This window comes from Komagataeibacter oboediens (genome assembly GCF_003207815.1).
In the GTDB taxonomy this organism is placed as follows: domain Bacteria; phylum Pseudomonadota; class Alphaproteobacteria; order Acetobacterales; family Acetobacteraceae; genus Komagataeibacter; species Komagataeibacter oboediens.
The window spans coordinates 81584-94599 of sequence record NZ_NKTX01000004.1 but is presented as its reverse complement, the minus strand read 5'-3'; the positions used below and the strand labels follow the sequence as shown (position 1 = coordinate 94599).

Sequence of the window (13016 nt, the reverse complement as noted above, 5' to 3'; positions counted from 1 at the left end):
CATATTTTTTCGGACCGGTCGAAAAGACCGGCTGCACATGGCCCTTGTGCCAGATTTCATTGCCCCGCATCATGCACGCCACGAGCGCGGCAGCTCCGGCCTGACCATATGAACGCCAGCAGACAGGACACCCGAATGGGGGGACATACCGTAACCCGACCAAAAGCCACCTTCTGCACGGGGCATATCGTTCGCCACGTTGTGGTCATGGCCGGGACCGGCGCCATCGGGCTTATGGCGGTCTTCATTGTCGACCTGCTGAACCTTTTCTACATCTCATGGCTGGGTGATCCCGCGCTGACCGCCGCAATCGGGTTTTCCGGCGTGATCAGCTATGTGCAGATTGCCGTGTCCATCGGCCTGTCCATCGGCATCGGGGCCATTACCGGCCGGCTGATTGGCGCAGGCAAGATGGAGCAGGCGCAACGTGTCGCGTCTTCCTTCGGTATGTTCATGATGGGCGCGTGCCTGGTGATCGGCCTGTTCACGGCATGGCTGGCCACACCACTGCTTGCACTGCTGGGGGCAAAAGGGGAAGCCGCACGACAGGCAACCCTTTTTCTTGAAATCGTCTCGCCCGGGCTGCCGCTGATCGCGGCGGGAATGGGGTGTTCAGGCCTGTTACGGGCCATCGGGGCAGCGCGCATTTCCATGAACGTGACCCTGATGGGGGCCATGATCACGGCCATTGCCGATCCGCTGCTGATCGTGGTGATGGGGCTGGGGCTGAAGGGGGCTGCGATCAGCACCATCCTTTCGCGCCTGGCTGTAGCACTGGTGGGCTTTCGCTGTGCACGTCGGCACGGGCTGCTGGCACTGCCGGTACGCACCCATGTCATGGCGGACACCCGTCTGGTGGGTCAGGTGGCGATGCCTGCCATCCTGACCAATCTGGCGACCCCGGTGGGCAGCGTGTTCGTCACTCATGCCATGGCCAGCTTCGGGCTGGCGGCCATTGCGGGGCAGGCGACCATCGACCGGATCGTGCCGGTGGCGTTCGCGTTCGTCTTTGCCCTGACAGGATCGGTGGGGCCGATCATGTCGCAGAATCTGGGGGCGGGAAAGCTGGACCGGGTGCGCGACACACTGGTGGCCTCCCTGTGGCTGGTCGCGGGCTGTGTGGCCATTACCTGGGCCGTTCTGTTCCTGGCGCAGGACATTGTGGTGCGGGTATTTTCGGCGCAGGGCACGGCGGCCATGCTGATCCACCTGTTCTGTAACTGGACAATTGCCGGTTACGTTTTTATCGGCATGCTGTTTGTGGCCAATTCCGCCTTCAACAATCTGGGCTTCCCACTGTATTCGACCCTGTTCAACTGGGGACGGGCGACACTGGGCACCATTCCGTTCGTATGGTTTGGCATGCAGTTCGGTCCCGCCGGAGTACAGGTGGGACAGGTGCTGGGGTGCGTATTATTCGGGTCCTGCGCGGTCATGACCGCCTTTGGCGTGGTCCGCAGGCTGCATCCGGGCGACAGGGCGACGGAACCGGCCATGCCGGATCTTCCCCCCGCGCAGACGGGCGAGGCGGGGCTGATCGAACTCGACGAACTCGATCATTCCACCTGAGCCGTGGCCTGGCAGATCCTGGAAACGTTTTTGGTGAAGTTTTTTCCAAGAATCTTCAGGTAACACCGTCTTTTTTGAAAAAAGGCGGCACCCAAAAACTTCTTGTTTTTGAAATCGCAAGCGGAGGTCGAACAGTATATGTCCACAATCCGATAGACAGGGCACCTGCACGGGCAGGTACGTGCTTACCCTATCTCTCACTAAAACAGTGAAAACACACTATTCTGTTTTTTAAGGGGGGTACCAGATAAGGAATCTGGTGGAGCCAAGGGGAGTCGAACCCCTGACCTCCTGAATGCCATTCAGGCGCTCTCCCAACTGAGCTATGGCCCCACTGTCCTGACTGACTGACCGTTTCGATGGTCCGCCGTGGTCCGGTTCGCGGGGTATAACCGTAAGCCCCGGGCAATGCAACCCCCCACAATCCAATTTATTGCAGGATGATATGCTGTGCCCGCAGAGCCTGCAGCACCGCCAGCAGGGGCAGTCCCATAATGGCGGAATGTTCCCCTTCCACCCGGGAAAACAGGTGAATGCCCATGCCCTCCAGCCGGTAACACCCGACACAGGACAGAATCGCATCGCCTTCGATCGCCAGATACCGCTCGAGAAAGGAGTCGCTGAACACACGCATGTGCAGCACGGGACAGGCGACATGCCGCCAGACCTCGACCCCGTCACGCAGCATCACCACCGCCGTATGCAGGACATGCGGCCTGCCGCGCAGCATGCGTAACTGCTGGCGGGCCCTGTCCAGGCTTTCCGGCTTGTCAAACCATGCCCCTTCACATGACAGCATCTGATCCGCCCCGATCACGATCGCGCCGCGGTCCACACTGACGGCGCGGGCCTTGGCGCGGGCCAGTTCAAAGGCCGTCTGCCCCGGCGCCATGCCGCGGGCACGGGCATCATCGCGAATGGCGTGTTCATCAACATCCGCCGATCTGTAATCCGCCCGCACTCCCGCCGATTCCAGCAGACTCCGCCGTGCGCTGGAGCGGCTGGCGAGTACTATCGCGGGCGACTCCGCCTGTAATGGCAGGGGCTTTAGTACTAAATTCGAGTCGTCTGGCATTGCCCTCTCCGTACTACCGAAGTGAAACATGAATTTCGGCGCGTTCGAGTACTGGGGTACATGGGGACAGTACTCCAAACAATTCTGTGCCGTACCGAGTACCGTGGACAATGGGTACACCTCCATTCGCGGTGGGTTGTACACAGGCTTATGTCGGTACATTCTGGATAACCGTCCACAGGCGCGGGAATCCTTGGAGTCGGAAACTGTACACTCTGTGGGAAAAGTGGGGTACATTTTCGGAAACGTGGGTACCCCGTCATCCACAGCACTTAAAGCACATCAAAAATTTTCTTTCTCTTTTCTTTTATTGTTTTGAAAGAGGCGCGCGCGTTGTGCCTGCCCGCTATCCGTCACGGCGAAAGTACGAGATAGTCCGGCCACAACGAAACAGAACGACGGATCGATGACTGAAACACGCAAACCCCTGCTCGCCACCCTGTTGGGAGAGGCAACATGGCCACCTCCGGTATGGCTGATGCGGCAGGCGGGCCGGTTCCTGCCAGAATTCCGGGCGCTGCGTGAAAAGGCGGATTTCATAACCCGCTGCATGACCCCGGACATGGCGGTGGACCTCACGCTGCAGCCCATCCGCCGCTTTGGCATGGATGGGGCGATCCTGTTTTCCGATATCCTCATCCTGCCATGGGCAATGGGGCAGTCGCTGGAATTCGTGCCGGGCAGGGGGCCAGTCCTGGGGGCGGTCCGTTCACAGGCCGACCTGGACCAGCTGGACCCGACACGGGTAGAACAGGCGACCCGCCCGGTCATGGAAACGCTGGGGCGGCTGCGCAAGGCTGTTGACGGTCCGGAGGCGATCGGTCCGGCCAGACCGGGACAGGTCACGCTGATCGGCTTTGCCGGCGCGCCGTTTACGGTGGCGTGCTACATGGTGGAAGGCCATGGATCGCGTGAGTTCGAGGAAACACGCAGGCTGGCCTATACCGATCCCGCATTCTTTGACCGGCTGATCGACCTGCTGACCACCTCCACCGCGGACATGCTGTGCAACCAGATCAGCGCCGGGGCTGAAGCGGTCATGCTGTTTGACAGCTGGTCGGGCCTGCTGCCGCCGTCACAGTTCCGCAAGCATGTCATTGAACCCGCACGCCGGATTACCGAAATCATCAACGCCCGCCATCCCGGTGTGCCGGTCATCGGCTTCCCGCGTCTGGCCGGGCTCATGGCGATTGAATACGGGCATGTGACCGGCGTAAACGCGATGGCCCTGGATACCGGGGCCGACATGAAGGCCGTTGCGGAAAAAGTGCCTGACACGCTGGTGCTGCAGGGCAACCTTGACCCGATCCGCGTGCTGGCGGGTGGTGAAGGCATGCGTGCCGAAGCCCGCGCCATCCGTGATGCGATGAAGGGACGCCCCCATGTCTTCAATCTTGGCCATGGGGTCATTCCCACCACGCCCCCGGAACATGTGGGCGACCTGATCAAGACCATACGGGATGTATGAATGATGTTACCTGCCGCCCTGCGTCCTGATGGCGCGCTCAGACTGGTCATTTTTGACTGTGACGGTGTCCTGATCGACAGCGAGGGGCCGTCATGCCGCATGATTGCCCGCACCTTGCGTGAATATGGTCTGGCCATCAGTGACGAGGACGCGGTCCGGCGCTTTGCCGGTCACGCCCTGACGGCGCTGAAACATGAAATCGAGCAGGCGGAGGGCATAATCCTGCCCGATGACTGGCCTGCGCAGATGCAGCACAACCTTGTCACCCTCATGCGCAGCGAGGCGGAAACCATAGACGGTGCGCCCGCCATGCTGCGCGGTGTGGCGGCGCTGGGCCTGCCCTACCGGATCGGTTCCAATTCCTCTGTCATGGAAATGGAGGCGAAATTCGGCCGCACCGGGCTGGATGAACTGATCGCGCCTGCGCACATCCATTCCGCCCGTGACATGGGCCAGCCCAAGCCGGACCCTGCGGTCTATCTGGCGGCGGCGAAGGCGCAGGACGTGCCGCCTGAGAACTGCATCGTGCTGGAAGATACCGATACCGGCGCACGCGCAGCACAGGCGGCGGGCATGGCATGCGTGCTGTTACGGTCTGCCGACCTGCCCGCGCCATCATGGCCGGGGCTGCTGCGGATCACGCATCTTGACCAGTTCGTGCCGCTGCTGCGGCGTATCCTGGACAGCCAGAAACCGCACGGTGCCGCGCATGATTGATGCGCTGGCGTCCATCATGCTGTGGCTGAAGGCATTCCACATCATGTCGTTCATTGCATGGATGGCGGGGCTATTCTATCTGCCGCGGCTGTTTGTCTATCACTGCCAGGTGGCGCCGGGCACGGCAGAATCCGAACGGTTCAAGGTGATGGAATACAAGCTGCTGCGCTTCATCATGATGCCGGCCATGATCAGCACATTCCTGTTTGGTGGGCTGCTGTCGGCCATCCCGGGGCTGGTTGACTGGCACTCGGGCTGGTGGATCACCAAGCTTGCCTGCGTGCTGGCGATGGCGGGGTTCAATGGCGCGTGCGGGCGGTGGCGGCGTGATTTCGCCAATGACCGCAATACCCGCCCCGAACGGTTCTATCGCATGGCGAATGAAGTGCCGACCGTTCTTATGATGATCATCGTCATCATGGTGGTTGTCCGCCCGTTCTGAGGCAGGCGGACAACCATTCACCGGATCAGAGCAGGGACTTGCCCTGCTTCAGCACGGCGTTACACACCTTGGTCGATACCTTCTGCTTGAGGTTCCCGGTCAGCGACGACAGCGAGAACGTGTTGCCGTTTCCGGTATCCAGGATACCGTTCTGGCCGTTGGTGTACTGGGTGCTGGAGGTATCAAGGCCAGCCTTCTGCTTCAGCGAGGACAGCAGCGTGGTGGGGCTGTTGCCCTGCAGGTAGTTGTTCTGCACGCAGTAGCTCAGCAGGCCCGTGACGTTGGAGGGAGCGAGCGACGAGACGGACGGCACGTTCAGGCCGCTGCCCGACAGCAGGCCGGCAGCCTTGCCAAGTTCACCCGACGAGCCACCGGTCAGGCCGCCAAAGCCCTGTGCATGTGCAGGTGCGCCGGACAGGGCGGCTGCAAGCGGCAGAGCCGCGACGAGCGCCAGGAAACGGTTCGTTTTTTTCATTTAATGATAACTCCTGAAATCCGGCCCGAAGGAAAGCCAAGGCCACAATACATTATATCCGCCTTCGCCGTGGGGGGGATAGCCCGCCGCCACGGCTTTTATGCAATGCCGACCATAAGCATGCCGTAGATCTTGCCCATGACGGGCATCACCACGTACTGCAGCAGGAGCAGCAGTACGAGCGGGCTGAGATCGATATTGCCAATGTTCGGCAGGATGTTGCGGATGGGGCGCAGCACCGGCTCGGTCATGCGGAACAGGAAGTTGGAGATGTTCCAGACAATCTGGTTCCGCGGGTCCAGAATGCCGAATCCCAGCAGGAAGCTGAACAGACAGGCCAGCATCACCACATAGTAATAAAGCTGTATGAGTTCAGCCAGCAGGTTAAAGATAATGGTGATCAACGGGCCAACCTTCATGGATGATGGGAAACAGAATTTAGTGTCCGGCACGCCCGCATACAACTACTATGACGGCGGCGGGCAGGAGAGAAAAGCGATTGTGCGCCCAAAAATGGGTCTTGACTTACTGCCTGTGCACGGTATCTATCGCGCGAGGAATGTGGGGCTGTAGCTCAGATGGGAGAGCGCCTCGTTCGCAATGAGGAGGTCAGGGGTTCGATTCCCCTCAGCTCCACCACTTTCCTTCTTTCCAGAAATAAATGTCTGTCCGACAGACAGTCTCCACACGGAACTGATCTGCGTTTGCCGCCTTTCTTTCAGACAGTCTGCGCAGTGAACCTCCGGCGCTTATTCAGGATGTGTCTGACAAGATTTTACTGAATCTGTCCGGAAAAGGCGCAAGACGGAAACTTTTGTCTTCTGACCAGGTGTTTATTGCTGGCGGCTGTATCAGGATAGTGTGTCGTCAGCCTGTGTGGGCAAAGCGACCAGTTCGATTTCCGCCAGTTGCCCGGTCCGCTCGAACTGCTTGACCAGCCGCAGTGTCGTTGCGGGACAGGTGCGGCCGAACAGATCGTTCAGAAGGGGAAAGCAGGTGCTGAACCCGTCGGTTTCACGCAGCGTAAAGGTGATGCGGGTGACATTGTCCGCCCCCATGCCCTGCTGGTCCAGTTGGGCCATGCCCGTTGCCAGCGCCTGCCGGATCTGGGGAAACAGGCCAGCAGGGAACTGCCCGGTTGTGGCATCGAAGCCGGTCAGGTGCCGGATGTGTATTTCCGGTGAAGGGCGGAACGGCATGATTTCTTCCATTGAAGTCAGAATCACAAAATGGTCATGTTTTGTCCATAAAAAATTTTCCATCCCCGAAATGACGTTTTTCGGATACCTCCTTCATCCATGAATGACCCGGTCCAGATCCATGCGTCCTGCGCCGCGCGGGGGAAGCAGGGCATCATGCTCTGCGGGCCGTCGGGTGCCGGGAAATCCGACCTGCTGCTGCGTCTGATCGACGCGGGGTATGACCTTGTGGCCGATGACCGGGTCTGCATGCATGCAGGCTGGGCCAGTGCGCCCCCGGCACTTGCGGGCCTTCTGGAAGTGCGCGGCATCGGGATCGTGCGCATGCCCTATCGCGCGCGCGTGCGCGTTGTGGCTGTTGCAAGGCTGGTTTCTCCCACGGATTACCCGCCGCGACTCCCCCCGGCGCCCAAGCGTGATAAGGTAGTGGGGCAACCGGTGTTTTTCCTTGATCCGGCACAGCCCTCCGCCGTAGCCCGGATCGGGCTGGTCCTGGATTGCGTTGCCGGTGACAGGCAACTGCTGGATGAAAGACAGATGTGATATCGTCGCCACTTTCCATTGCAGCCCGTTCGGGGAACAATGGATTCACGAAAAGGTTCCGATCCCGCCATGAGACCGCGATTTGTCATTGGGCATGTGGCTGACAGAAGTCAGGGTTTTGCGTGACTGACACCATGCATGAAGACACACCCCTTCCCCGTCGTATCTTGCTTGTCACCGGGCTGTCCGGGGCAGGCAAGTCCTCGATCCTGCGTATTCTGGAGGATCTGGGGCACGAGGTGATCGACAATCCGCCACTGGGCATGCTGGACGAAATCGTGGCGCGTGCCGAACGTCCGGTGGCGGTGGGTGTGGATTCCCGCACGCGCGGGTTTGATGCGTCTGCCGTGCTGGAGGCGCTGGCACGGCTGCGGGTCAACCCGGCGCTGAATGCGGAACTGATTTATGCAACAGCCGAGGAAAGCGTCCTGCTGCGCCGCTACACGGCCACCCGAAGGCGTCACCCTCAGGCCGTTCATGGCACAGTGAAGGAAGGGATCGAAGCTGAAATCCGCCTGACATCCCCCCTGCGTGAAGCGGCGGATGTGGTGATCGACACCTCCGACCTGCCCCCGCCGGAACTGCGGCAGCTGGTCGAGGCCCGGTTCGGGGAATGGACGGCGGGGGGACTTGATGGCCTGACGGTGGCCCTCATGTCCTTCGCCTTTCCTGCAGGCCTGCCGCGGGAAGCTGACATGGTGTTCGACGCCCGTTTCCTGACCAATCCCTATTATGACCCAGCCCTGTCCTCCATGACCGGGCTGGACCAGGACGTGGCTGATTATGTGGCCCGTGACCCGGATTATCAGGAATTCCTGGACCGGATCGCGGGGCTGCTGGAACTGGTGCTGCCGCGCTTCGTGCAGGAAGGCAAGAAATACGCCACCATCGCCATTGGCTGTTCGGGGGGGCGGCACCGCTCCGTCACGCTGGTGGAGGCGCTTGCCCTCAGGCTTGCACAACGTGTCGGGCATACCCATCCACATGATGCATGGCCGGTGGTGATCATGCATCGTGAACTGGCCCGTCAGGGCCGCAGCAGCTGGCGGTGGGCCAACCGGCCCCGCGGGCTGCCGGAAACAACGGAGCAGAAAGACCCGCAATGATCGGTCTTGTGTTCGTGATGCATGGTGTCCTTGGCGAGACCCTGAAGGGGGAACTCGAACACGTCGTCGGTCCGCAGGCGCAGGCGACGGTGTTCAATGTTACCTCCACCTCCCTGCCTGGTACATGCCGGACGGCCCTGCAGCAGGCCATCGACTCGGTCGATAGTGGTCAGGGCGTCATTCTGCTGACCGACATGTTTGGCAGCACGCCATCGAATGTCGCGGTGTCCGTTCTGGAAACCGACCGGGTGGAAGTGCTGGCGGGGGTCAACATGCCCATGCTGGTCAAGCTGGCGCAGATGCGGGGTCATGCGGATATGCAGGACTGCCTCAATGGCGCGGAAGCGGCAGGCAGGCGGTACATATCCGTGGCATCCCACCTGCCGGCGGCCTGTCTGTCCGGTGTCGGGGAATGCGTGGGCGAGACGGACAGCGTGGCAGGCCACGGTGGCTGAAGCGGCAGCGCAGCCCGCATCGCACCAGGCGGATGTGGAAATCGTGAACCAGCGCGGGCTGCATGCGCGCGCGGCCGCGAAATTCGTGACGGTAGCGGAAAAATTCGACGCGGGCGTTGATGTCACCCATGCGGGCATGACGGTTTCGGGCCATTCCATCATGGGACTTATGATGCTGGGTGCGGGCAGGGGGGAGACCGTCACCATCACGACCTCCGGTCCGCAGGGGCCGCAGGCGCTCAGAGCCCTGACGCGGCTGGTCGGGGCCGGGTTTGATGAAGACGACTGAACGCCGTCCGAAGCAGCGTCCCCGCGCGGGAGAAGTCCGGCTGGAAGGCCAGCCCGTTTCATCCGGGGTTGCGATCGGGTATGCCGCCGTCGCGCATGAACCCGCCCCCCCGCCAGTGGACATGGCGCGCCGGGATTGTGATCCCGCGCACGAACGTACCCGCCTGCATGACGCCATAAGCCGTTCCGTGGCCCAGCTTGGCCGGCTGCATGACCGTCTGGCGCTGCTGCCGGAAGACGGACAGGTGGAAATCGGTTCCCTGCTGGAAGTCTACCGCCGCATGCTCGGGCCGTCGCGCCTGCGGCGCGGGATCGAGGCGCGGCTGGAACAGGGCATGCTGGCCGAAGCCGCCGTCATGCAGGAAACCGAGACGCTGGCGGCCCTCATGCTAGCCCCGCCCGGCCGTCCTGCACCGCAGGGGGAAGATGCCGTGGCCGCACGCAGGCGGGCGGGCGAATTCCGTGAAATCGGGCGCAGGCTGGTCCGTAACCTCAGTGGCACGCCCTACCGGTCCTTTTCCACCCTGCCCGATGGGGCCATCCTGGTCGCGGAGCAGTTGCGTCCCGCTGATGCCGCCCTGATCGATCCCTCCCGCATTGCCGCCGTCGTGACGGAAGAAGGCGGCAGCACCGGGCATACCGCCATCCTGCTGCGCGCGTTGGGCATTCCCGCCGTGCTGGCGGCCCATGGTCTGCTGGCGCAGGTGGGACGGCGCACGCGGCTGGTGGTGGACGGGGCGACGGGACGGGTCATCGTGCGTCCGTCCAGCCGCACGGCGGCGGCGGCCCGGGTCGAGGTTGCGTCCTACGCCCGTGAACGCCAGATGCTTGGCCGCCTGCGTCGCCTGCCCGCGCGACTGTCCAGCGGGGAGGTGCTGACGCTTCAGGCCAATCTGGAAATCCCGGCCGAACTGCCCATGGTCGCGCAGTCGGGGGCGGCGGGCATCGGGCTGCTGCGCAGCGAATTCCTGTTCATGAACACGGATACGCTGCCTGATGAAGAGCTGCAGGAAGCCATCTATCTGCCCCTGATCGAGGCCATGGCGGGGGACCCGGTCACGATCCGCGTGGTGGACTGGGGCAGCGAAAAAAACAGCGATGCCCTGTCACGCGTGGGAATTGGCAATGGAGGTGACGCCAATCCGGCGCTGGCGGTGCGTGGCATCCGGCTGCTGCTCCAGCACCGCGCGCTGCTGGAAACGCAGTTTGCCGCGATCCTGCGCGCGGCCCATGCGGGGCCGGTACGGGTGCTGCTGCCCATGGTTTCCCTGCTGGAGGAACTGCAGGCCGCGCGTGAGATCTATGCCCGCGTCGGGCGCAGGCTGCGGCGCAGGGGGGTGAAGATACCGGATCCCCTGCCGCCGCTTGGCATCATGATTGAAACACCCGCTGCGGCCCTGATGACGGATGTGCTGGCGCAGGAAGCCGAATTCCTGGCCATCGGCACGAATGACCTGACCATGTACACTCTCGCCGCCGATCGTGCCGCGACGGATGTGGCGGCATTGTATGACCCGCTGCACCCGGCCGTGCTGCGGCTTATGCGCATGACGGCGGATGCGGGGCTGCGGCAGCGCAGGCCGGTTTCCGTCTGTGGGGAACTGGCGTCCGATCCGCAGGCGGTGCCGCTGCTGGTGGGGCTGGGGGTGCGGTCCTTTTCCATGCATGCGTCTGCGGTACCACGGGTGAAGCGGGCCATCCGGGCCGCTGCCATGGATGACTGCCGCCGCATGGCCTGTCGTGCACTGGAAGCAACGGACGGGCAGGAAGTCCGCGCCATGCTGGCGCAGTATGCCCACACCCTGCAGCACCCGGATGATGGATAGGGCACAGGCTATCCGCCTGGCCTGTGGGCGGGCAGTGCCTGTCCGGTTGGTGCGGGTTGGTCTGGCGTGCGTGCCGCTGCTGACAGACAGCGGTCGTGCTGCCGGGGCCGGTTTCCGACCGGCACGGGGCCATTATGCCATTTCGCTTATTGCCCAGCCTCCCGCGGTTGGACTAAGCCTCCCGCATTGGCTCATTTCCAGCTTGCGTGAAAGGTCACCCGCTGATGACCCCCCCGAAGACCGTGCCGGTTCGGCGTGCCCTGATTTCCGTTTCCGACAAGAAGGGCCTGCTTGATCTTGCCCGCGCCCTTGTCGCCCATGGCGCGGAAATCCTCTCGACGGGTGGTTCCGCCCGAACCCTGCGTGAGGCCGGGATCGCCGTGCGCGACGTGTCCGAACATACCGGGTTTCCGGAAATCCTTGATGGTCGTGTCAAGACATTGGTGCCGCAGGTGCATGGTGGCATCCTTGGGCGGCGGGACCTGCCCGCGCATGTCAGTCAGATGGAAGAACACGGGATTGCCCCGATCGACCTCGTGGCCGTCAACCTGTACCCGTTCGAGGCCACGGTGGCGTCGGGTGCCGGTGCGGATGACTGTATCGAGAATATCGACATCGGTGGCCCCGCCCTGATCCGTGCCGCGGCCAAGAACCATGCCCATGTCGCCATCGTCACCGATCCGGCTCAGTATGGCGACATCATCACCGCGCTGGAAAACGGTGGCACCACGCTTGAACAGCGTAAGGTGCTGGCCGGTGCCGCCTATGCCCGCACGGCGGCGTATGACGCCGCCATCGCCGCATGGTTTGCAAAACAGGAAGGCGAGGAGCTGCCGTCGCGCATGATCGTTGCCGGCGAAAAGCGCGAGAGCCTGCGCTACGGCGAAAACCCGCACCAGAAAGCGGCTTTCTATACCGACGGGTCCACCCGCCCCGGCGTGGCCACGGCAACACAGGTGCAGGGCAAGTCCTTGTCCTACAACAACATCAACGACACGGATGCGGCGTTCGAGGCCGTGGCCGAATTCGACGCGCCCGCCGTGGTGATCGTCAAGCACGCCAACCCTTGTGGGGTGGCCGTGGCGGCGACACAGGCGGAAGCATGGGACAGGGCGCTGCGGTGTGACCCGGTTTCGGCCTTTGGCGGGATCGTGGCGCTCAATCGCACGCTGGAAGCCGAAGCGGCATCACGCATCGCCGCGATTTTCACCGAAGTGATCGTGGCCCCCGACGCTACTGAGGAGGCACGCCAGATCCTTGCGCGCAAGAAGAACCTGCGCCTGCTGCTGACCGGCGCACTGCCGGACCCGGCAGCCGGTGGCGTGGTAGTGCGGTCGGTGGCTGGCGGCTTCCTGGCGCAGACGCGCGATAATGGGCGCATCACGCCCGATGCCCTGAAGGTGGTGACGAAGCGTGCGCCGACTCCGGCGGAAATGGCGGACCTGATCTTTGCCTTCCGTGTGGCCAAGCACGTCAAGTCGAACGCCATCGTCTATGCCAAGGACCAGAGCACGGTGGGGATTGGCGCAGGCCAGATGAGCCGCGTTGATTCCGCGCGCATCGCCGCAACCAAAAGCGCCGACGCGGCAAAGGAAGCAGGCATCGACCATCCGCTGACACAGGGCAGCGTCGTGGCGTCGGATGCGTTCTTCCCCTTCGCGGACGGTCTTGAGGCCGCCATCGCCGCAGGCGCCACTGCCGTGATCCAGCCCGGAGGCTCGATCCGTGATGACGAGGTGATCGCCGCTGCCGACAGGGCCGGCATCGCGATGGTTTTCACAGGTATGCGCCATTTCCGGCACTGATCCCACAGCCAGCCCCCTTGCCTGCGCGTCAGGGATGGCATGAGATAG

At 62.6% G+C, this 13016-nt stretch carries 14 protein-coding genes and 2 tRNA genes; 11 read left to right on the top strand and 5 right to left on the bottom strand.

Features of this window, described 5'->3' with window-relative positions:
- The first annotated feature begins 135 nt into the window (after positions 1-135).
- A complete protein-coding gene (locus CFR80_RS04165) occupies positions 136-1569 on the top strand; it encodes an MATE family efflux transporter (protein WP_010513657.1) in 1434 nt (477 codons plus the stop codon).
- Positions 1570-1826: 257 nt separating this feature from the next.
- On the opposite strand, the gene CFR80_RS04160 is transcribed toward CFR80_RS04165, so the two are convergent.
- Positions 1827-1902, bottom strand: a tRNA-Ala gene (locus CFR80_RS04160).
- Between the two features lie 97 nt (positions 1903-1999).
- Positions 2000-2644 (bottom strand): Maf family protein, encoded by a 645-nt coding sequence (locus CFR80_RS04155; RefSeq protein WP_083819077.1) that lies wholly within the window; start codon positions 2642-2644, stop codon positions 2000-2002.
- A gap of 406 nt (positions 2645-3050) precedes the next feature.
- On the opposite strand from CFR80_RS04155, the gene hemE reads away from it, so the two are divergent.
- The 3 genes from hemE to hemJ are packed head-to-tail and all read left to right on the top strand — an operon-like array spanning position 3051 to position 5271.
- A complete protein-coding gene (hemE, locus tag CFR80_RS04150) occupies positions 3051-4112 on the top strand; it encodes a uroporphyrinogen decarboxylase (protein ID WP_010513659.1) in 1062 nt (353 codons plus the stop codon).
- 3 nt (positions 4113-4115) lie between these two features.
- Positions 4116-4829, top strand: a complete 714-nt coding sequence (locus CFR80_RS04145; protein ID WP_029329343.1) for an HAD family hydrolase — start codon at positions 4116-4118, stop codon at positions 4827-4829.
- Positions 4822-5271 carry a protoporphyrinogen oxidase HemJ gene (gene hemJ, locus CFR80_RS04140; protein ID WP_039733358.1) on the top strand — a complete coding sequence of 150 codons (450 nt, stop codon included), beginning with the start codon at positions 4822-4824 and terminating at the stop codon, positions 5269-5271. The genes CFR80_RS04145 and hemJ overlap by 8 nt, the downstream gene beginning before the upstream one ends.
- A gap of 25 nt (positions 5272-5296) precedes the next feature.
- Here the strand turns inward: hemJ and CFR80_RS04135 are convergent, their stop codons facing one another.
- Together CFR80_RS04135 and CFR80_RS04130 are read right to left on the bottom strand one after the other, a co-directional pair.
- Entirely contained in the window at positions 5297-5746 is a 450-nt protein-coding gene (locus tag CFR80_RS04135) for a YjjA family protein (protein WP_010513663.1), read from the bottom strand.
- A gap of 98 nt (positions 5747-5844) precedes the next feature.
- Entirely contained in the window at positions 5845-6165 is a 321-nt protein-coding gene (locus CFR80_RS04130) for a YggT family protein (RefSeq protein ID WP_029329345.1), read from the bottom strand.
- Between the two features lie 144 nt (positions 6166-6309).
- Between CFR80_RS04130 and CFR80_RS04125 the strand changes: the two genes are divergently transcribed.
- Positions 6310-6385 (top strand) — tRNA-Ala (locus tag CFR80_RS04125).
- 212 nt (positions 6386-6597) lie between these two features.
- Here the strand turns inward: CFR80_RS04125 and CFR80_RS04120 are convergent.
- Positions 6598-6945 carry a RidA family protein gene (locus CFR80_RS04120; protein ID WP_232275609.1) on the bottom strand — a complete coding sequence of 116 codons (348 nt, stop codon included), beginning with the start codon at positions 6943-6945 and terminating at the stop codon, positions 6598-6600.
- 99 nt (positions 6946-7044) lie between these two features.
- On the opposite strand from CFR80_RS04120, the gene CFR80_RS04115 reads away from it, so the two are divergent.
- From CFR80_RS04115 to purH, 6 genes are all read left to right on the top strand, one after another.
- Positions 7045-7488, top strand: coding sequence for an HPr kinase/phosphorylase (locus CFR80_RS04115; protein WP_010513667.1), 444 nt, complete (start codon positions 7045-7047; stop codon positions 7486-7488).
- 134 nt (positions 7489-7622) lie between these two features.
- Complete coding sequence (gene rapZ, locus CFR80_RS04110) at positions 7623-8594, top strand: RNase adapter RapZ (protein WP_048856067.1); 972 nt, start codon at positions 7623-7625, stop codon at positions 8592-8594.
- The gene (locus CFR80_RS04105; RefSeq protein WP_010513669.1) at positions 8591-9049 is read left to right on the top strand and encodes a PTS sugar transporter subunit IIA; all 459 of its coding nucleotides are present in this window, start codon (positions 8591-8593) and stop codon (positions 9047-9049) included. Before rapZ ends, CFR80_RS04105 begins: the two co-directional genes overlap by 4 nt.
- Positions 9042-9338: an HPr family phosphocarrier protein gene (locus tag CFR80_RS04100; protein WP_010513671.1), complete on the top strand. Its 297-nt coding sequence runs from the start codon at positions 9042-9044 to the stop codon at positions 9336-9338. Before CFR80_RS04105 ends, CFR80_RS04100 begins: the two co-directional genes overlap by 8 nt.
- Positions 9325-11163: a phosphoenolpyruvate--protein phosphotransferase gene (gene ptsP / locus CFR80_RS04095; RefSeq protein ID WP_010513672.1), complete on the top strand. Its 1839-nt coding sequence runs from the start codon at positions 9325-9327 to the stop codon at positions 11161-11163. The genes CFR80_RS04100 and ptsP overlap by 14 nt, the downstream gene beginning before the upstream one ends.
- 224 nt (positions 11164-11387) lie before the next feature.
- On the top strand, positions 11388-12968 hold the full coding sequence (purH, locus tag CFR80_RS04090; RefSeq protein WP_010513673.1) for a bifunctional phosphoribosylaminoimidazolecarboxamide formyltransferase/IMP cyclohydrolase: 1581 nt from the start codon (positions 11388-11390) through the stop codon (positions 12966-12968).
- Positions 12969-13016 lie beyond the last annotated feature (48 nt).

Bases quoted from the DNA above. Each gene is read 5' to 3' on its own strand.
- purH (WP_010513673.1), top strand. From the start codon at position 11,388: ATGACCCCCCCGAAGACCGTGCCGGTTCGGCGTGCCCTGATTTCCGTT.
- CFR80_RS04165 (WP_010513657.1), top strand. From the start codon at position 136: ATGGGGGGACATACCGTAACCCGACCAAAAGCCACCTTCTGCACGGGG.
- CFR80_RS04130 (WP_029329345.1), bottom strand. From the start codon at position 6,165: ATGAAGGTTGGCCCGTTGATCACCATTATCTTTAACCTGCTGGCTGAA.
- CFR80_RS04120 (WP_232275609.1), bottom strand. From the start codon at position 6,945: ATGCCGTTCCGCCCTTCACCGGAAATACACATCCGGCACCTGACCGGC.
- hemJ (WP_039733358.1), top strand. From the start codon at position 4,822: ATGATTGATGCGCTGGCGTCCATCATGCTGTGGCTGAAGGCATTCCAC.
- ptsP (WP_010513672.1), top strand. From the start codon at position 9,325: ATGAAGACGACTGAACGCCGTCCGAAGCAGCGTCCCCGCGCGGGAGAA.
- rapZ (WP_048856067.1), top strand. From the start codon at position 7,623: ATGCATGAAGACACACCCCTTCCCCGTCGTATCTTGCTTGTCACCGGG.
- CFR80_RS04145 (WP_029329343.1), top strand. From the start codon at position 4,116: ATGTTACCTGCCGCCCTGCGTCCTGATGGCGCGCTCAGACTGGTCATT.
- CFR80_RS04115 (WP_010513667.1), top strand. From the start codon at position 7,045: ATGAATGACCCGGTCCAGATCCATGCGTCCTGCGCCGCGCGGGGGAAG.
- CFR80_RS04155 (WP_083819077.1), bottom strand. From the start codon at position 2,644: ATGCCAGACGACTCGAATTTAGTACTAAAGCCCCTGCCATTACAGGCG.
- CFR80_RS04105 (WP_010513669.1), top strand. From the start codon at position 8,591: ATGATCGGTCTTGTGTTCGTGATGCATGGTGTCCTTGGCGAGACCCTG.
- CFR80_RS04135 (WP_010513663.1), bottom strand. From the start codon at position 5,746: ATGAAAAAAACGAACCGTTTCCTGGCGCTCGTCGCGGCTCTGCCGCTT.
- hemE (WP_010513659.1), top strand. From the start codon at position 3,051: ATGACTGAAACACGCAAACCCCTGCTCGCCACCCTGTTGGGAGAGGCA.